General features: G+C 70.3%; 19 protein-coding genes and 1 tRNA gene. 9 read left to right on the top strand and 11 right to left on the bottom strand.

What is annotated here, in order from left to right; translation table 11 throughout:
* Positions 1 to 180: 180 nt before the first annotated feature.
* Together ACIP64_RS31110 and ACIP64_RS31105 are read left to right on the top strand one after the other, a co-directional pair.
* A complete protein-coding gene (locus tag ACIP64_RS31110; protein WP_401593120.1) occupies positions 181 to 828 on the top strand; it encodes a hypothetical protein in 648 nt (215 codons plus the stop codon).
* Positions 829 to 1,415: 587 nt separating this feature from the next.
* Positions 1,416 to 1,649, top strand: a complete 234-nt coding sequence (locus ACIP64_RS31105) for a hypothetical protein (RefSeq protein WP_401593118.1) — start codon at positions 1,416 to 1,418, stop codon at positions 1,647 to 1,649.
* A gap of 65 nt (positions 1,650 to 1,714) precedes the next feature.
* Here ACIP64_RS31105 and ACIP64_RS31100 read toward each other — a convergent pair whose 3' ends face one another.
* Both ACIP64_RS31100 and ACIP64_RS31095 read right to left on the bottom strand, forming a co-directional pair.
* Positions 1,715 to 2,170, bottom strand: coding sequence for a UTRA domain-containing protein (locus tag ACIP64_RS31100; protein WP_401593116.1), 456 nt, complete (start codon positions 2,168 to 2,170; stop codon positions 1,715 to 1,717).
* 16 nt (positions 2,171 to 2,186) lie between these two features.
* Positions 2,187 to 2,660, bottom strand: a complete 474-nt coding sequence (locus ACIP64_RS31095) for a hypothetical protein (RefSeq protein ID WP_401593114.1) — start codon at positions 2,658 to 2,660, stop codon at positions 2,187 to 2,189.
* A 504-nt stretch (positions 2,661 to 3,164) separates the two neighbouring features.
* Between ACIP64_RS31095 and ACIP64_RS31090 the strand changes: the two genes are divergently transcribed.
* Together ACIP64_RS31090 and ACIP64_RS31085 are read left to right on the top strand one after the other, a co-directional pair.
* Positions 3,165 to 3,449 carry a hypothetical protein gene (locus tag ACIP64_RS31090; protein ID WP_401593112.1) on the top strand — a complete coding sequence of 95 codons (285 nt, stop codon included), beginning with the start codon at positions 3,165 to 3,167 and terminating at the stop codon, positions 3,447 to 3,449.
* 630 nt (positions 3,450 to 4,079) lie between these two features.
* Positions 4,080 to 4,553 (top strand): hypothetical protein, encoded by a 474-nt coding sequence (locus ACIP64_RS31085; RefSeq protein ID WP_401593110.1) that lies wholly within the window; start codon positions 4,080 to 4,082, stop codon positions 4,551 to 4,553.
* A 221-nt stretch (positions 4,554 to 4,774) separates the two neighbouring features.
* Here the strand turns inward: ACIP64_RS31085 and ACIP64_RS31080 are convergent.
* Together ACIP64_RS31080 and ACIP64_RS31075 are read right to left on the bottom strand one after the other, a co-directional pair.
* Positions 4,775 to 4,849: transfer RNA gene (locus tag ACIP64_RS31080), tRNA-Val, on the bottom strand.
* A gap of 64 nt (positions 4,850 to 4,913) precedes the next feature.
* The gene (locus tag ACIP64_RS31075; protein ID WP_401593108.1) at positions 4,914 to 6,173 is read right to left on the bottom strand and encodes a cytochrome P450; all 1,260 of its coding nucleotides are present in this window, start codon (positions 6,171 to 6,173) and stop codon (positions 4,914 to 4,916) included.
* A 209-nt stretch (positions 6,174 to 6,382) separates the two neighbouring features.
* On the opposite strand from ACIP64_RS31075, the gene ACIP64_RS31070 reads away from it, so the two are divergent.
* Positions 6,383 to 7,552, top strand: a complete 1,170-nt coding sequence (locus ACIP64_RS31070) for a steroid 3-ketoacyl-CoA thiolase (RefSeq protein WP_401593106.1) — start codon at positions 6,383 to 6,385, stop codon at positions 7,550 to 7,552.
* A gap of 21 nt (positions 7,553 to 7,573) precedes the next feature.
* On the opposite strand, the gene ACIP64_RS31065 is transcribed toward ACIP64_RS31070, so the two are convergent.
* The gene (locus ACIP64_RS31065; RefSeq protein ID WP_401593104.1) at positions 7,574 to 8,689 is read right to left on the bottom strand and encodes a prenyltransferase/squalene oxidase repeat-containing protein; all 1,116 of its coding nucleotides are present in this window, start codon (positions 8,687 to 8,689) and stop codon (positions 7,574 to 7,576) included.
* Between the two features lie 290 nt (positions 8,690 to 8,979).
* Positions 8,980 to 9,600 carry a TetR family transcriptional regulator gene (locus tag ACIP64_RS31060; protein WP_401593102.1) on the bottom strand — a complete coding sequence of 207 codons (621 nt, stop codon included), beginning with the start codon at positions 9,598 to 9,600 and terminating at the stop codon, positions 8,980 to 8,982.
* A 303-nt stretch (positions 9,601 to 9,903) separates the two neighbouring features.
* Here ACIP64_RS31060 and ACIP64_RS31055 point away from each other — a divergent pair, with 303 nt between their 5' ends.
* Genes ACIP64_RS31055 through ACIP64_RS31045 form a run of 3 tightly spaced genes read left to right on the top strand, consistent with a single transcriptional unit; the run spans position 9,904 to position 13,116 of the window.
* A complete protein-coding gene (locus ACIP64_RS31055) occupies positions 9,904 to 11,235 on the top strand; it encodes a glycosyltransferase family 4 protein (protein ID WP_401593100.1) in 1,332 nt (443 codons plus the stop codon).
* A 43-nt stretch (positions 11,236 to 11,278) separates the two neighbouring features.
* On the top strand, positions 11,279 to 12,016 hold the full coding sequence (locus tag ACIP64_RS31050) for a class I SAM-dependent methyltransferase (RefSeq protein WP_360913459.1): 738 nt from the start codon (positions 11,279 to 11,281) through the stop codon (positions 12,014 to 12,016).
* The gene (locus ACIP64_RS31045; protein WP_401593098.1) at positions 12,013 to 13,116 is read left to right on the top strand and encodes a prenyltransferase; all 1,104 of its coding nucleotides are present in this window, start codon (positions 12,013 to 12,015) and stop codon (positions 13,114 to 13,116) included. The genes ACIP64_RS31050 and ACIP64_RS31045 overlap by 4 nt, the downstream gene beginning before the upstream one ends.
* Before the next feature lie 12 nt (positions 13,117 to 13,128).
* Here ACIP64_RS31045 and ACIP64_RS31040 read toward each other — a convergent pair whose 3' ends face one another.
* Entirely contained in the window at positions 13,129 to 13,416 is a 288-nt protein-coding gene (locus ACIP64_RS31040) for a hypothetical protein (RefSeq protein WP_360913463.1), read from the bottom strand.
* Between the two features lie 145 nt (positions 13,417 to 13,561).
* Here ACIP64_RS31040 and ACIP64_RS31035 point away from each other — a divergent pair, with 145 nt between their 5' ends.
* Positions 13,562 to 14,098, top strand: coding sequence for a hypothetical protein (locus ACIP64_RS31035; protein ID WP_401593096.1), 537 nt, complete (start codon positions 13,562 to 13,564; stop codon positions 14,096 to 14,098).
* Between the two features lie 81 nt (positions 14,099 to 14,179).
* Here ACIP64_RS31035 and ACIP64_RS31030 read toward each other — a convergent pair whose 3' ends face one another.
* The 4 genes from ACIP64_RS31030 to ACIP64_RS31015 form a co-directional block, all read right to left on the bottom strand.
* On the bottom strand, positions 14,180 to 14,566 hold the full coding sequence (locus tag ACIP64_RS31030) for a hypothetical protein (RefSeq protein WP_401593094.1): 387 nt from the start codon (positions 14,564 to 14,566) through the stop codon (positions 14,180 to 14,182).
* Between the two features lie 163 nt (positions 14,567 to 14,729).
* The gene (locus tag ACIP64_RS31025; RefSeq protein WP_401593092.1) at positions 14,730 to 15,566 is read right to left on the bottom strand and encodes a hypothetical protein; all 837 of its coding nucleotides are present in this window, start codon (positions 15,564 to 15,566) and stop codon (positions 14,730 to 14,732) included.
* Between the two features lie 128 nt (positions 15,567 to 15,694).
* A complete protein-coding gene (locus tag ACIP64_RS31020; RefSeq protein ID WP_401593136.1) occupies positions 15,695 to 16,564 on the bottom strand; it encodes an N-acetylmuramoyl-L-alanine amidase in 870 nt (289 codons plus the stop codon).
* Between the two features lie 22 nt (positions 16,565 to 16,586).
* Positions 16,587 to 17,261, bottom strand: a complete 675-nt coding sequence (locus ACIP64_RS31015) for a class I SAM-dependent methyltransferase (protein WP_401593090.1) — start codon at positions 17,259 to 17,261, stop codon at positions 16,587 to 16,589.
* Between the last annotated feature and the right edge of the window lie 225 nt (positions 17,262 to 17,486).

Genomic DNA, 17,486 nt, shown 5'->3' with positions numbered 1-17,486 from the left:
CGCCGCCAACACCGGGGAATGACCAACATCAACCGAAGCAACGGGGGTCACCTTTCACCCGTCGGAAGCGGCTCAGAATTCAGGCGTCGCCGACATCCCGTAGTCACTTACTCGGCGACGACCACTCGGCTGATGGGGGCGCAGACCGCCGTGTGCCGAACTGCCTCTACGATGCAGGTCATGGGGACATCCGAATCCGCGCCACTCATACGCGCCTGTTGGCTCTCCTGGCTCGCAGTTGAGACCGCCGATCAGGCAGCGGTGGTGAAGGCCCTCGGCCTGACGGAGGTACGGGAGACCGCCTGGACCGATGGGGTGGAACTCATCGACGAGGTGGCACATGACGAGGAGAAGCCGTTCCCCACAGTCATCATCACCCCGTCTGTGCAGGGGTGGACGCTGGTGTTCGGACGGTACTTTGGCCTACCCCACCTGTCACAGACGGCGCACGTCACCGACCTGTGCCGAAAATTGAGCGCGCACTTCGGCAAAGCCCAACTCTTCTTCCACAGTGAGCAAAACGACGGAGAAGCGTGGTTGATCGCTGAACACGGACGGATCCTCAGGCGCTGGATCAGCGAGTACCCGGAGCTCGCCCTGGGGGAACCGTTCGGCATCGAGCGACGACTCCTCGACGCCTACGGCATCACGGGCAAGCCCGAGGATCTTGACCCCGACAGTGATCTGGCCGGCGAATGGGCGGCGGCTTGGGGGGAGTGCTGGGCGACGACGGTGGCAGAGGAATCGAGCATCGACCCCACCGCCGCCGCAGCCGATACGAGTTCCCACAGCAAGATGTTGGTGGCAGCCGCTCCCCCCTTCGAGTAGTTCCCCCCCCGCCTGCCACCGAAGCGGGGTGCCGTCGATACCCGCTTTGGGAGCGAGGTGGGGCGGTCTGCGGCGTGACCTGCGTAGCACCTGACCTGTAGCAACGCTGGTATCGGTTGTCATCGTCCGTCAACGCTGACCTGCCTCGGACGGCCCGGAGACGGCCCCCGTCAGGATCACTGGACGATTTTGGATCGGATTTCACGACGTGCCCCAACGCTATGAGGTCGAGACCGACCACGATGAGCGTCTTGTATCCAAGCCCGGCGAGTGCCACGAGTAGGGCACCGGCTCCCCAAAGTCTCGGCTGCCGGACCTGGCGTTGGAACCATCGGCCCGGCATGCGCCCGACCAGCAAGCCGTGTATGCCGAGCGCGACCAAAGCCATCCACAGCCCGGACACCAGGCATAGCCCGAGCAAGAAAATCACGGCCCCCCGGGGCAGCCCGACAGACGCATGTGCATTCGCGCGGTATCCCGCCTGCCCGCACAATATCGCGCGCCCGGCGGAGCAATGAGGTAGAGAAACCTGTGACAGCTGGCAGCAGTGACGGAAACTGTTCTAACTACTAGGAGGTCTGCTCCACATGTGGCTCTTGATCGGCATTGTCGTTCTCTTTGCTGGGATCGGGTTGATATGCGGTGCCCTGGTCTTCGACTTCAAGGACTGGCGGACTCGCTGGACCGATAGCGGCGAGCCAGACGATCGCCTTCGCGACAGCCGTCGGCTGGGCATCCTCGGCTTTGGTTGGGTAGGGACGTTGGGCTCGCTGTACGTGGTGGTGGGCTTCGGGATCAACCTGCTCCTCGGGCGCTACTGACATCGGCTCGTCGGAATGGACTTCCGCGATGTGGTTGATGGGCCCGGTGTGGCGACAATAGCCCGTTACGTGAGAGTTCCGTCGGTTGTCGGATCGTCTTCGTCGGTGACGCGGAACTCGTAGCTCAGTGAGTAGCGGTCGCCGGGGACGATGATGTCGGCGATCTCGACGGGGCGTTCGTCGGTGCTGAATGTGCGCTGGATGCAGAAAACGTGGACGCCGGACTCGATGCTCAGGGCCTCGACTTCGGCGGCGCGGGGCGGTCTGACCGTGACGTCCTCGGACACGCGGGTGACGTGGACGTCGATCATGTCCAGGCGCGTGATGACGCCGGTATTGGCGAAGCGTCCTTGCTCGGGGTGCTCGACCTCGGTCCCGCCGGTGACGTCGAGCGACTCGTAGATGAGCAGGAGCTCCCGGCCTTGAGGGCGACCGCCGTGACCGGGGACACGATGCTGCTCGCCCTCGGGGAGCTTGGGTCGTTGAAGTAGTCGATGCGAGCAATGCGTCCAGCGTCGCACACACGCCCTGCCTCGTTCAGTTCGTGGTGAAGGGGGCGTATCCGGTCGGAACTTCACTGACGTGCAGGTCAGAGAAGAGCAAGGTGAGGCGGTGCGCGTTCGTCTCGATGCAGACTTCATGAAAGCCGAGTCCAGTGGCGCGGGACCAACGGCGAGCCGCTTCTGACTCAGGGAGAATCGACGCACCCGGGTACAAGCAGTGCCACTTGACGCCCCAGACGTAGCCATCGAGGTCGGCACCCGTCACGTGGTCGATGAGGCGGTCGTCCAGGGAGGCGCGCCAAGTCTCGGGCGGCACAGATGACTCGCACCGGGCTTCGACGCAGTACCTGAAGAGGTACCTCCGATGGGCCGGCTCGATGCCGGTTCGTGGATCCGTAGTCATGTAGACGATGACTTCGCAGTCGCGCATGTAGTCGGTGTATCCGTGGTGCACGACAGCGTGATCGAAGGTCTCATCCAGCAGTCGTTCCAGTTCAGCGACGTCCATGCCGCCGTTTTACCTCACGTGATCAGCTCTCCGCAGTGAGGTTTCCGCCGGTGGTGGCCGGTACTGCGGTTCCAGGGTTCTCCCGTCCAGGACCTCGATGCCGACGATGACCGTTCCGGTCGGGTGGAGTCGAACCGGATCACTACTTCGTCGTCCTCCTGCAGTTGGCACGCGTGGGCGTGTGTCGACACCTGACCCCAGACCTGTGAGGGTGACGCCGGATCTCTGGACTTCCTCTACTTCCGTCCGGGGGACGGCACTTGCGACGGTGTCCGGCGTACCGCCCTTGAGCAGGGGGAAGGGGCGTCGGCGACTGCTGTCATCTGTCGTCGTTGGATACCGTCGAACGGCCCAGAGGCGGCCCCGAAATGGTGCGATCCCTGTAGTTCCTCCTGTTGGTTCGCCCGTCAGGCGGGCACGTGTCGGGTAGGTGCTGTGCTGCTGGAGCTAGGCTTCCCGTTCAGCTTTTCTGTCGGGCGAGAACATCAGTCTGGAGATTGTGTCGTGAGTATCTTTGTGCCGTCGGCTCTTGACGGAGCTTCGGTCGAGCTGCACGCGCAGGTGGGAGACGCCCAGCGGTCGACCCAGCGAACCAGGCACTCGGTCGATGGATTCGAGGAGAGGATCGCCAACCTAGTGATCGCGCGATACAGCGGAGATCCGGACTTCTACCTGTTCTACTGCTCTGCCGACTGGGAAGTCCTGACAGACACGTGTCACGCTACGAAGCCGGAAGCCGTAGAGCAGGCCAACTTCGAGTTCGATAACGTGCAGTTTTGCGCGCGCTAGCGAACTCTGAGGCAGGCTGAATGACACGGACCCTCGGCATGTGACCTTCGTGACCCCTGTGCGACTCCTTCACCCCCATCGTCCCCGGCTTCGATCCCGTGTTGGAGCAGCAGCGGGAGGTCGCCGCAGCTCTCGACGCACGCATGCGTGCAAAGCGCGCAAGGGCACCTGGTGTCGATCTGGTGCGCGACGCCTAGAGAGGTCTGCAACGAAGAAGCCCCGGGCCGCCGGCTTGGGGTTTTCTGGTGGGGCGGGTGACGAGAATCGAATTCGCGATCTGAGCTTGGAAATCACCGGCCGTTGGTGCCCACGCGTACTCGTGACTTAGGTAGATGATCCGCTGCTGCCCGCGTCAGAGGGTCCTGCGCGGCCCGGCGTTGACCGTGGTTCGCCGCTCGATCTGGCACGCATCTGGCACGACATCGGTCAGACGAGACGCCAAGACGAGCATCATGGAGTCCAGTAACCGGCGGGCCTCTCTTCGTGTCCACCGGCGCGCTTGATGACTACTTGCTGGCCCCGGACGACGTGGCTGCTGTGGAAGGTCGTGTGTGATGATGCTGATCGCGCATACGGCATATTCACGGGCGGGTGCTCATGTGGTGGTGGGAACAGAAGATCGTTCCGGACGTGGACCGGCTGCAGTGGGCATGGGTGCCGCTTGAGAGCGTGGGACCCCTGCGGTTCGGGGCAAGTCAAGATGATGTGATCGAGGCTCTCGGCAGTGTTGCCTCAACCGGATGGGACCAAGACCATCGGTGGGCGCACTTCGACGACCTGGGCATCCGCACCTACTACGAAAAGCATGAGGACGGAGGCCTGATGGCTGTCATCGCCGATGCTCTTGACGGGCCTCAGGTCCACTATGACGGGACCACTTTCACCGGGCGGGCTCCCTCTGAGCTGAACCTGTGGATCGAGAAGGTCGCACACACTGAGCCGGTCCACACCAGCGTCTACGGGGAACCCAGCTTCCCCTCTCTAGGTCTGGTCCTGCGCTCCACGGGAAACGGCGACCGTACGTTCAGCCGACCGGTCTTCACCAGCCGGGCGTGGGTCCAATGCGCACATCCGGAAGAGCTTCTTCCACCTCTCTGGGCTTGACCAGCACCACCACCCCTTGCGCGATGCCCCTTCTGGTGCCTTCCTGCCCCGTGGCGGCAGATCGCGGGCCACGTGGACGACCAGATCCGGCGGGTGAAGGGGACCGACGCCGATCCATCTGGCACGTAGGTGGCACGACGGCCCTCACCCTCGGCAAAAGATCAAGGCCCAGGCATCCGGACTCACACCGGACGACCTGGGCCTTTGCCATGTGCTAGGGCTGGTGGGCGTGGACGGTTTCGAACCGCCGACATCTGCCTTGTAAGGGCAGCGCTCTACCGCTGAGCTACACGCCCGCTGGACACAGGAAAGCACAGCCTACCCTGCCATACCCCCTGCCCAGCAATCGCACGCGCGCGGTCAGGCGTAGGTCACGCGGAGTTCCTTCACGCCGTTCAGCCAGGGGGAGCGGAGGCGGCGGGGGGTGCCGGCGAGGCGGATGGCGGGGGCGGTGTCGGCGAGGGCGGCGAAGATCAGGTCGATCTCGAGGCGGGCGAGGCCGGCGCCGAGGCAGAAGTGGGGGCCTCCGCCGCCGAAGCCGAGGTGGGGGTTGGGGTCGCGGGTGATGTCGAACGTCCCCGGGTCGGTGAAGACCTCCGGGTCGTGGTTGGCGGAGGCGTAGAACAGGCCCACGCGGTCGCCGGCGGCGATCCTGGTGCCGCCGAGTTCCGTGTCCCGGGTCGCCGTGCGCTGGAAGGACGTGACCGGGGTCGCCCAGCGGACGATCTCGTCGGCGGCGGTACGGGGCCGCTCCGCCCGGAAGAGCTTCCACTGCTCCGGGTGGGTGAGGTAGGCGTGCATCCCGTGGGTGATGGCGTTGCGCGTGGTCTCGCTGCCCGCGACCGCCAGCAGCAGGACGAAGAAGCCGAACTCGTCCCCGTTGAGACTGCCCTCGTCCTCGGCGGCGACGAGCGTGCTGACGATGTCCCGCGCGGGGCGGGCCTTGCGTTCCGCGGCCATCCCCATGGCGTACGAGATGAGCTCGACGGACGCCTGGGCGGCGGTCTCCTCCGTGACCGCGAGTTCGGGGTCGTCGTAGCCGGTCATCCTGTTGGACCACGCGAAGATCCTGGCCCGGTCCTCCTGGGGCACGCCGATGAGTTCGGCGATGGCCTGCAGGGGCAGTTCGCTCGCGATGTCGGTGACGAAGTCGCCGCCGCCCCGCGCGGCGGCCTCGGCGACGATGCGGCCGGCGCGCTCGCGCAGGGCGTCCTCCAGGGCGCGGACGGCGCGCGGGGTGAAGCCGCGCTGCACGATCCGGCGCAGCCGGGTGTGCTCGGGCGGGTCCATGTTGAGCAGGATCAGCCGCTGGGCGTCGATGCGGTCGCGCGTCATGCGCTCGTGGAAGCGGATGATCGCGGTGTTGGCCCAGGAGGAGAAGGTCTCGGGGCTGGTGGACACCGTCCGGACGTCGGCGTGCCGGGTGACGGCCCAGTAGCCGTCGTCGCCGAAGCCGGCGAGGCCGTGCGGCTGCGGGATCCAGGCGACGGGGGCGGTCTCCCTGAGGGCGGCGAACTCCGGGAGCGGGACGCGTTCGTGGTTGAGGCCGGGGTCGGTGGGGTCGAAGCCGTCGGGGAGGGCTGGGCAGGCAAGGCGGGTGCGGCCGGTGGCGGCGGTCATCGGAGGCTGCCTCCCGGCAGGTGGGGGAGACCTGAGAACTGACGGTGCGTCAGTTACATGGGGAGACGGTAGTTGCCGCCCCGCCGCGAGGCAAGGACCGTCCGCGCGTCCTCGTGCACACCTCTTGCGCCGCTCTACCGGCGGTAAGCAGACTGCCTGGCGAATGAAATAGAACGCGTACTAGCCGCCGCCGTGAAAGGGCGAGGTACATGGCCGCTGAACCCGTCATCGTCGAAGCCGTACGCACTCCCATCGGCAGCCGTGGCGGCGCGCTCGCCGGCCTGCACCCCGCGCACCTGCTCGGCCAGACGTACCGGGAACTGCTCGCCCGCACCGGCGTCCAGCCCGACGCCGTCGAGCAGATCGTCGGCGGTACGGCCACGCAGGCCGGCGAGCAGTCGGCGAACCCCGCGCGGACCGCGTGGCTGGCCGCCGGCCTGCCGTACGAGACCGCCGCGACGACCGTCGACTGCCAGTGCGGCTCCTCGCAGCAGGCCAACCACATGGTCGCCAACATGATCGCGGCCGGGGTGATCGACATCGGCATCGGCTGCGGCGTGGAGGCCATGTCGCGGGTGCCGCCGGGCAGCGAATCCCGGCACGGACCCGGCAGGCCCTTCCCCGACGAGTGGAACGTGGACCTGCCCCACCAGTTCGAGGCCGCCGAGCGCATCGCCCGGCGCCGCGGGCTGACCCGGGAGTACGCGGACGGGCTCGGGCTGCTCTCGCAGGAGCGGGCGGCGCGCGCCTGGGCCGAGGAGCGTTTCAAGCGGGAGACCTTCGCGGTGCAGGTGCCCACCTCCGAGGAGGAGCGGCTCGCCGGGCAGGGCCTCGCGCGGCCGGTCGAGCGGGACGAGGGCCCGCGGGACATCGGCACGGAGGAGGCCCCCGGACTGCGTCAGGTCATGCCGGCGGCCGTGCACACCGCCGGGACCTGCGCGCAGGTCGCCGACGGCGCCGCGGCGGTGATGTGGGCGTCCAAGCGGACGGCGCGGGCGCTGCGGCTGCGCCCGCGGGCCCGCATCGTGGCCCAGGCGCTGGTCGGCGCCGATCCCCGCTTCCACCTCGACGGGCCGATCGACGCGACCCGGGCCGTGCTCGGCAGGGCGGGCATGACGCTGGACGACATCGACCTGGTCGAGATCAACGAGGCGTTCGCCTCCGTGGTGCTGTCCTGGGCGCGGGTCTTCGGCCAGGACCTGGAGAAGGTCAATGTCAACGGCGGGGCCATCGCGCTGGGTCATCCGGTGGGTGCGACCGGCGCCCGCCTGATCGTCACCGCCCTGCACGAACTGGAGCGCAGTGACCAGGAGTTCGCCTTGATCGCGATGAGCGCGGGCGGTGCGCAGGCGACCGCCACAATCATCCAGCGGATCTGAGCAGAGCCCCGGACCCGGCGCTCAGATACGGGTCTTGCGCCCCGTGAGGAGGACGCCGAGGCAGAGGACGGCGACCAGCCCCGTCCCCGCCAGCCACCAGACGGAGCCCGAACCGGAGGACTCGGCCTGCTGCTGCGGCGGGGGCACGAGCGCGCCGAGCCGGGTGACCGGGTCCCGGGTCGGGTTGTCGGTCGCGTACGCGGCCAGGGCCAGTTGGGCCAGGGCAGCGGGGTTGTCCTGCGACCATCCCGCGGAGTGGCTCGCCAGCCAGTTGTAGACGCCGCGGGCGGCGTCGAGATGGCCGCCGGCCGCGAGGGCGACCACCGCGTCGGCGGTGGTCCCGTAGTCCGGCATCTGCGGACCGGAGCTGAAGTAGCCGCCGCCCTGGTCGAGTTGCCGGACCAGCCAGGCGGCGCCGGCGTCGGCGGCGCTGCCCTCGCAGCCCGTGCGCGGCGGCATGTCCTGGGCGGGGGCCTCCACGACGAATCCGGCGCCCTCGGCCGCGCGCACCGCGTCCGCGGTGGCCTTGGCGTTCGCCGCCGGTCCGCCGGTGCCGCCGTCGCGCAGGCGGACGAAGGCGCCGCCGTCCGCGTGCCCGCAGGGCAGTTGCAGGGCGCGCAGCGCGTCGTACGGGTTCATGCCGTCGGTGGTCACGGACTTCACGTCGGTCCCGGCGGCCTTGAGGGCGCCGATCGCGACGCCGGTGGAGCCCGCGTCGGTGGTGCCCCCGGGGTTGTAGGACCAGCCGCCGTCCCGGTTCTGCACCTTGGCGAGCCAGTCGGCGCCCCGCTTGGCGGCGAAGTCGTCGCCGTAGGCGGCGAGGGCCTGCACGGCTATGCCGGTGGCGTTGGTGTCCTCCGCCGCGGTGTCGCACGGCACGGTCGGGTCCGCGCGGTACGAGGCGAAGCCGCCGTCGGCGCACTGCTGTCCGGCCAGCCAGTCCACCGCGCCCTCGGCCGGCTCGGTGTCCGCCGCGTGGAGCGCGAGCAGCGCGTACGACTGGCGCCACACGCCGTCGTACGTGGGGTCCGCCGCGCCGTACAGCGCGGCGGGGTGCGTCGAGGGAGCAGGCGAGGCGGCGATCGCGAGGGTGCTGAAGGCGGCCAGGGCCGCCGCCGCGGTGCGGCGCAGAAGCATCGGCGGGTGCCTTTCGGTCGAGCGGTCGAGCGCGGTGGGGGGAAGCGCGGGACACGGCACCGGAGGGTTGTTCGGCCACACTTTAACCAGGCGCGGATACCCGGTTGTGGCCACCCCGTGCGGCGATGCTCACACGGCCCTCACAATGCCCTTACCGGAACGGCTCATACCGCCGCGTAAACGACCGGGCCCCGTCCACCGGCGGGCCGTCAGGACTGGAACGGGTATCAGTTCCGGAGTGCGCCGGTTTCCGCCGGTGTGTCAGCGGTGCCTTCGCGCGCGCACCGCGCTCAGCCGGCCGCCGCCTCCGCGGGGGCGGTCAGGTCGATCAGCCGGCACACGGTCTCCAGGTCGGTCCTGACCTGGGCGATCGAGGCGCGGCCCGAGAGCCAGGTGACGAGCGCCGAGTGCCAGGTGTGCTCGATGACCCGGATGGCGGACAGCAACTCCGCGCCCGGCGGCCCCTCCAGCCGCATCGCGTCGAGGATGATCTCCGTCGTCAGCCGTGACACCGCGTCCACCTCGGGGCTGACCGAGCGGTCGGCGAAGGTCAGGGCGCGCACCATCGCGTCCGCGAGGTACGGATCCCGCTGCATCGCGCGGAACGCCCGCATCAGCGTCTCCGCCACCCGGTCCGCCGGCCCGGCGGCCGCGGGCGGGCGCTTGCGCAGCGCCTCGTGGAGGCGTTCCAGCTGGTCCTGCATCGTGGCGACGAGCAGGTGGATCTTCGACGGGAAGTAGCGGTACAGCGTCCCCAGGGCGACGTCCGACCGCTCGGCGACCTCGCGCATCTGCACGGCGTCGAAGCCGCCCCGGCCGGCGAGCGCCGCGCTGGCGCGCAGGATGCGGCGGCGGCGGGCTTCCTGACGCTCGGTCAGCGGCACCGCGGACGGCTGGGGAGCTGCGGTCATCTGGCCCAATCCGGTGTGCGGCGCGGGGATTCACCCCAGATTACCGCGCGCTCCCCATCCGTGGCGGGCTGTCCCGCCCCCGCCGGACCCGGCCGGAAGCCCCGTCAGCAGCCCCCGCCGCCCCCGTGCCGGGGCGGGCTCGCGCACAGTGGCGCGAATCACCTGTCCCGGCAAAGGGCACCCGCGCCGGGGCAGGTATCTTCAAGCTCTCGGGCAACTCCCGAGTAACCGAATCTGGAACTTGTTCTAGCAAGGGGCGGGCGGCTACGCTCCGGCCGAAGCGCAGCGATAAGGGGGCCGTGAGTGACCGCAGAGGCCAGGCCGCTCCGGATCGCGCTGCTCACCTACAAGGGGAACCCGTTCTGCGGGGGCCAGGGCGTCTACGTCCGCCATCTGTCCCGCGAACTCGCCCGGCTGGGCCACAGCGTCGAGGTGATCGGCGCCCAGCCCTACCCCGTCCTGGACGCCGTGGACGACCCCGATGGCTCAGTGACCCTCACCGAACTTCCGAGCCTGGACCTCTACCGCCAGCCGGACCCCTTCCGCACGCCGGGGCGCGGCGAGTACCGCGACTGGGTCGACGCCCTCGAGGTCGCCACGATGTGGACCGGCGGCTTCCCCGAACCGCTCACCTTCAGCCTGCGGGCCCGCCGCCATCTGGCCGCCCGGCGCGGTGCCTTCGACGTCGTCCACGACAACCAGACGCTCGGCTACGGCCTGCTCGGCGGCCCCGGCGCGCTCGGCGCACCGCTGGTGACGACCATCCACCACCCGATCACCGTCGACCGGCAACTGGAACTCGACGCCGCGCAGGGCTGGAAGCGCCGCGCCTCGGTGCGCCGCTGGTACGGCTTCACGCGGATGCAGAGGCGGGTCTCGCGCCGGCTGCCGTCGGTGCTCACCGTCTCCGGCACCTCCCGCCGGGAGATCGTCGACCACCTCGGGGTGCGCGAGGACCGGGTGCACGTGGTGCACATCGGCGCCGACACCCGGCTGTTCTCGCCCGACCCGTCGGTGCCCGAGGTGCCCGGCAGGATCGTCACCACCTCCAGCGCCGACGTTCCGCTCAAGGGCCTGATCCACCTCGTGGAGGCGCTCGCCGAGGTCCGCGCCGAGCAGCCCGACGCGCACCTCGTCGTGGTCGGCAAGCGCGCCGACGACGGCCCGGTCGCCGCCGCCATCGCACGCCTCGGACTGTCCGGCGCCGTGCGGTTCGTGAAGGGCATCAGCGACGCGGAACTCGTCGACCTGGTCCGCAGCGCCCAGGTCGCCTGCGTGCCGTCGCTGTATGAGGGCTTCGCGCTGCCGGCAGCCGAGGCCATGGCGACCGGCACACCGCTGGTCGCCACCACCGGCGGCGCCATCCCCGAGGTGGCAGGACCCGACGGGGAGACCTGCCTGGCCGTGCCGCCCGGCGACCCCGGCGCGCTGGCCGCGGCGCTCGGCCGGCTGCTGGCCGACTCCGGGCTGCGCCGCCGCCTCGGCCGCGCCGGCCGGGAGCGCGTCCTGGCCCGCTTCACCTGGGAACGGGCCGCCATCGGCACCGCCGAGCACTACCGCGCGGTGATCGAGGCCGCCGGCGGCCCGGGGCCCGGCGCCGCACGCACTCCCGCCACGCAGGCGGCGCGGATCTGATGCCGCGCCGCACACGACCGCCGCAAGAGAGAGGCGACGCTCCGTGCTGACCGTCGATTTTTCCCGGTTCCCCCTCGCCGCGGGGGACCGCGTCCTGGACCTCGGGTGCGGCGCGGGCCGCCACGCCTTCGAGTGCTACCGGCGCGGCGCGGACGTGGTCGCCCTGGACCGCAACGGCGAGGAGATCCGCGAGGTCGCCAAGTGGTTCGCCGCCATGAAGGAGGCCGGTGAGGCCCCGGCGGGCGCGACCGCCACCGCCATGGAGGGCGACGCGCTCAACCTGCCCTTCCCCGACGACAGTTTCGACCGGGTCATCATCTCCGAGGTCATGGAGCACATCCCGGACGACAAGGGCGTGCTCGCCGAGATGGTGCGGGTCCTCAAGCCGGGCGGCCTGCTCGCCGTGACGGTGCCGCGCTACGGTCCCGAGAAGGTCTGCTGGGCGCTGTCCGACGCCTACCACGAGGTCGAGGGCGGCCACATCCGCATCTACCGGGCCGACGAACTGCTCGGCAAGATCCGCGAGGCGGGCCTGCGCCCTTACGGCACTCACCACGCGCACGCGCTGCACTCCCCGTACTGGTGGATCAAGTGCGCGGTCGGCGTGGACAACGACAAGGCCCTGCCGGTGAAGCTGTACCACAAGCTGCTGGTGTGGGACATCATGAAGAAGCCGCTGGCCACCCGCCTCGCCGAGAACGCGCTCAACCCGCTGATCGGCAAGAGCTTCGTCGCGTACGCCACCAAGCCGCACGCCCCGAAGGCGGGCGTCGACGCGTGAGGCGGACCGAACACCTCGTCCTGCCCGGCGTGCTGACCTCGGAACAGGCGGCGGCCACCGTCGCCGGCATCCTCGCGGTGCAGCGGCCCGACGGCGCGCTGCCGTGGTTCGACGGCGGCCACCTCGACCCGTGGGACCACGTCGAGGCCGCCATGGCGCTGGACGCCGCCGGCGAGCACGACCGCGCCGACGCGGCCTACACCTGGCTCGCCCGCCGGCAGAACCAGGACGGCTCCTGGTACGCGGCGTACGGCTACGCCGACGGCGCCGAGGGCGAGCCCACCGACCGGCGCCGGGAGAGCAACTTCTGCGCCTACATCGCGGTCGGCATCTGGCACCACTACCTGTCCACCGGGGACGACGCGTTCCTGGAGCGGATGTGGCCCGTGCTGTACGCGGCGGTCGAGTACGTGCTGGAGCTCCGGCTGCCGGGCGGCCCGATCGCCTGGAAGCGGGAGGAGGACGGGACCTACCCCCGCGAGGCGCTGCTGACCGGCTGCTCGTCGATGTACCAGGCGCTGCGCTGCGCGCTGGCCGTCGCCGAGCACCGCGAGGACCCGCAGCCCGACTGGGAGCTGGCCGCCGGCGCGCTCGGGCACGCCGTGCTGAACCACCCCGAGCGGTTCCTGGACAAGGACCGCTACTCGATGGACTGGTACTACCCGATCCTCGGCGGTGTGCTGCGCGGCGCGGCCGCCAAGGACCGCCTGGAGTCCCGCTGGGACGACTTCGTCGTGCCCGGCCTCGGTGTGCGCTGCGTCGTCCCCAACCCGTGGGTGACCGGCGGCGAGAGCGCCGAACTCGCCCTCGCCCTGTGGGCGATGGGCGAGTCCGACCGTGCCGTGGAGATCCTCGCCGCGATCCAGCACCTGCGGGCCGAGGACGGCCTGTACTGGACCGGGTACGTCTTCGAAGGGGATGCGGAAACGGGCGGCGCCCCGGCCTTCTGGCCGGAGGAGCGGACCACCTGGACCGCGGGCGCCGTGCTGCTGGCCGTCGCCGCCCTGGGAGGGGACGAGGCGACGACGGCGGTCTTCGGGGGGGAACGGCTTCCGCTCGGGCTTGTTCCGGAGGCCGCGGGCTGCTGCTCCGGGGGCTGAGCCGGCCGGGCCTCAGGCCCGGTTGACGCGTCCCGCCACGGCGTGCCCGACGACGAGGTAGACCGCCGCCGGCAGACCGTAGTTCAGCAGGGTGCGCGCCCACGCGGAGTCGGGGGAGAAGATGTTGTGGGCCCAACCGCCGAGCCAGGTCGCCATGTCGTGGATCCACTCCACGAGATCGTTCCCCCGGTTGGCGTCGAGCATCCACAGCACGATCCACAGGATCAGGATGAATGCCGCCACATCCGCCACGACCATGATGACCGTGGCGGCGAGATTGCCGCGATATCGTCTGGACATAGCTGCCGTCTTGCCCCGATCGGGTGACTGAAACGTCATTCCCCGGCCAGGGCGTGACTCCCCGTATGGCCCCCTGCGCTGGCCGGTCCGCGCACCCCGGGTGAGGATGCGATCACGCACCGCATCCCCCACCGGAGAGTCCTTCATGCCCCTGCGCCGCGTCCTGACCGCCTTCCTGATGGCGGGTCTGCTCCTCCTCGTTCCCGCCTGTGGCGGCGACTCCGACACCACCGGCTCCGCCGGCACCGCGAGCCCGACCTCCACGGTGCAGAAGCAGAAGCTGGCCAAGACCCGCTTCGTCGCCAACGCCGGCCTCGCCGCCGGAGCCACCTACCAGTGGATCGTCAAGCCCTACCGGGCGGGCAAGTTCAAGAAGGGCGCCGACGGTCGCAAGACCGCACTGGTCAAGGCGGGACTGGCCGGTGCGTTCGCCTACAACAGGCTCAAGGCCGCCTCCAACAACGCCAAGGCCGACCCCACCCTGTCCAAGATGGTCGCGCCGCTCACCGCCGGCATCGAGTCGCTGAAGAACCTGCCGTCCAAGCTCCGCAAGGGCGAGGGCACGGACGACGTCGTCAGCTCCTTCCAGGACGCCATCACCAACGTGAAGTCCGCGGGCGAGCAGGGCGGGGCCAAGGTCACCGACCAGGTCCCGTCACTGAGCCAGCTCGCGGCCGGCTGAGCCCGCGACCGGCCGACCCATGGGCGACAGGGCTGTGCCCCGGACCGTGCGGTCCGGGGCACAGCCCTGTCGCGGTGTGCGTCAGCCCTGCTGCGCGGGGTTCGCGGCGGGAGCGGGAGCCGTGTCGGCCGCGTCGTGCACGGCCGGCGCGGGCGGCGGCGCCATCATCTGCTGCGGGGCGGCGGGAACCCTGGTCCGGGCGGCCAGCCCGCGGAAGAAGTTGATCACCACCAGGACCGGCAGGATGAACGCCTTGAAGATGATGAAGTACTCACCGCCGTGGAAGATGAATCCGAGGTAGATGCCGTAGCCGGTGAAGGCGAGACCGGCGGCCACATTGAAGGCCCGCCAACCGCCGCTGACCCCGGCGGAGTTGACTGCGCCCATGATGATCATCGTGACGCCGCTGACGATCAGGAGTACGACGTACCAGGAGAAGAGCGGCTCGGCGCTGAAGTCGAGGTTCACTGGGATTCCCGTATGCAGATGTGGTGATCGTGTGATCGGGGACAGGCGCGAACCCTACCGGTCCCTACGAACATTCATACGTTTTATTTACCTGCGCTTGGGAAAGCACTTCGCCCCACCGGCGCGGCCGGTGGGGCGAAGGCGTGGAACGGGCCGGTACGGGTCAGCCGCGCTGGATCCCGCCGGTGTCCTGGAGGACGCCGCGGCGGCCGTCCTGGGTCTGGGCCACGAGGGCCTGGCCCTGCTGGTCCACCGCCAGGTACCAGGTGCCCGGGGTGAGTTCGGCGATCGGGGCGCCCGAGCCGTCCTCCGCGTACAGCGGGCGTGCCACCGGCACCGCGAACCAGAAAGCCGCGAACTCCGCCGCGGGCTGCTGCTGCGGTTGCGGCTGCTGCGGCTGTCCCTGCTGCGGGTAGCCGTACTGCGGCGCACCGCCGCCGAAGGACTGGTCCGGGGCGGCCTGCTGCCCCGGGTAGCCGTAACCGGTCTGGCCCGTCTGCTGGGCGCCCGGGTAGGGCTGGCCCGGCTGCTGCCCGTACGCCTGCGGCTGCTGCGGGCGCGGCGCCGGCAGCAGACCCGCCTTGAGGGCCGGCAGGCCCTGCAGCGAGAGCAGGATCACCGCGGCCAGCGCGGCGGCGGCGATGAAGGACAGGTACGCGCCGGCACCCAGCTCCCACGCCTCCTGGCCGTTGAACAGCGACCACAGCGCGTCCCAGGCCGCGGCGACCGCGAGCACCGCGCCCCACTGCTCCAGGCCGATGCCCAGTACCTTGCGGCCCTCGGGCTGGAAGCGCGCGGCGACGAACAGACCCGCGGCGATCAGGCCGAGCAGATGCACCGACGGCAGCAGCGGGAACAGCTCGCTCTTCCACGCGCCGGCCCCGCACTCGTCGGAGCTGCATCCCTTGAGCGTGTAGAAGTTCAGGAACGAGGCGATCAGCAGCACAAGCGCCGCGCCGATCGCCGCGCCGTCTCCTCGGGTGAGGGAGCGGTTATTCACTAGGGGTCCTTCTCAGTCGTCTCGTCGTCGCTCTAGCCACGTGGTTCCCCATCGTATGGGGGGTGTTGCCGGCAGATGCGCCCGGTACGGCCCGGTGACAGGATCGGGACCCAACGCTCACCTGCCGCTCACCCACGGCCCTCCAAGTACGCCGTGATGCCGTCCGCGATACCCTGCGCCGCCTTCTGGCGCCACGCCGCGCTGGAGAGCAGCGCCGCGTCCTTCGGGTCGCGCATGTTGCCGCACTCGATGAAGACCTTCGGCACCCTGCTCAGATTGAGCCCGCCCAGGTCGCCGCGGACGTCCAGGCCCGTGCCGTGGCCGATGTAGTTGGATGGCTTCGTGCCCGTCGCCGCCTTGAAGTGGTTCTTGAGGGCGGTGCCCAGCAGCCGCGAGGGCTTGACGATCGCCCGGGTGTCCGCGACGCCCTTGTGCACGGAGGCGGGCAGGATGACGTGGAAACCGCGGTTGCCGACCGCCGAACCGTCGGCGTGCACCGACACCACCGCGTTCGCCTTCGCGTTGTTGCCGATCCGGGCCCGCTCGTCGATGCACGGGCCGTACGGGCGGTTGCCGTCCTGCGTGAACTTCACCACCGCCCCCCGCGCCGCCAGGATCTTGCGCGCCCGGCGCGACACGTCCAGCGTGTACGACGCCTCCGGGTACCCGGCATTGGTCGCCGTACCCGTGGTGTCGCACTCCTTGCGGGCGGTGCCGATGTCGACCTTGCGGGCGATCGCGGAGGTGTGCCGGTTGTTCGTGGGGTTGTGGCCCGGGTCGAGCACGACGACCCGGCCCGCCAGCGGCTTGGTGGTCTGGGGCTTGGCGTCCGACGTCCCGGGCCAGTGCGGGGAGGCCGACTGCACCGCCGCCGCACTCAGGGGGACGTCGCGGTCGCGCCCCTGGTCCGAGGGGCCGCTCGTCGCGCCCCACACCAGCCACCCCGCCGCACATGTCGGCACCAGCGCCGCGGTCACGACCACGGCGGTGTTGCGCATCGTCTTGAACACGTCAGCGATGCTATCGGCCGGGCCGGACTCCGGGGCCCGTACGCCGCAGGACATGCAGCGAACCGGTCACGGAGACCTCCGTGAACGCCCCCGACTCCAGGGCCCGGCGGTAGATCCGCCACGGCGCCTGGCCGCCGTCCGCGGGGTCCTCGAACACGTCGTGGATCACCAGCAGGCCGTCCTCGGCGAGATGCGGCACCCAGCCCTCGTAGTCGTTCGTGGCGTGCTCGTCGGTGTGGCCGCCGTCCACGAAGACCAGGCCCAGCGGCTTCCCCCACACCGCGGCCACCTGCGGGGAGCGGCCCACGACCGCGATCACGTACTCCTCCAGGCCGGCGGCGTGCAGCGTCCGCCGGAACGCCGGCAGCGTGTCCATCCGGCCCACCTCGGGGTCCACCAGCGTCGGGTCGTGGTACTCCCAGCCCGGCTGCTGCTCCTCGCTGCCGCGGTGGTGGTCGACGGTGACGGCGACCGTCCCGGCCTCCCGCGCGGCGGCGGCCAGCAGGATCGTGGACCGGCCGCAGTACGTGCCGACCTCCAGCAGGGGCAGCCCGGGCAGGCGGGTGGCCGCGTCCGCGGCAGCGGAGTAGAGGGCGAGGCCCTCGTGGGGAGGCATGAAGCCTTTTGCCGCGGTGAACGCGGCCAGCGCGTCCGGGCGGGGTCGGGGGGTGGGCATGCCCCCCATCGTGCCCTACGGTTCCCCCGGGTTCTTTCCCCGCCCTCCCGCCCTCCCCCAATCTTCGGCCGGGGGTGCCCCCAGCCCGGCACGGTAAGTGCGGGCCCTGCGCTGCGTGCGTTGTGGGGTCGGCGCCGCTCCGGAGTCCTCCCCCAACCTTCGGCCGGGGGGACCCCCACGGCGCTCGCGGGTTGCGCCAACGTGCTGCGCAGCGCGGTCTCCGCTCGTCTCCCC

The sequence above is a fragment of the Streptomyces sp. NPDC088733 genome (assembly GCF_044751185.1).
GTDB lineage: Bacteria > Actinomycetota > Actinomycetes > Streptomycetales > Streptomycetaceae > Actinacidiphila.
This window is presented reverse-complemented; position numbering and strand designations above follow the sequence as displayed.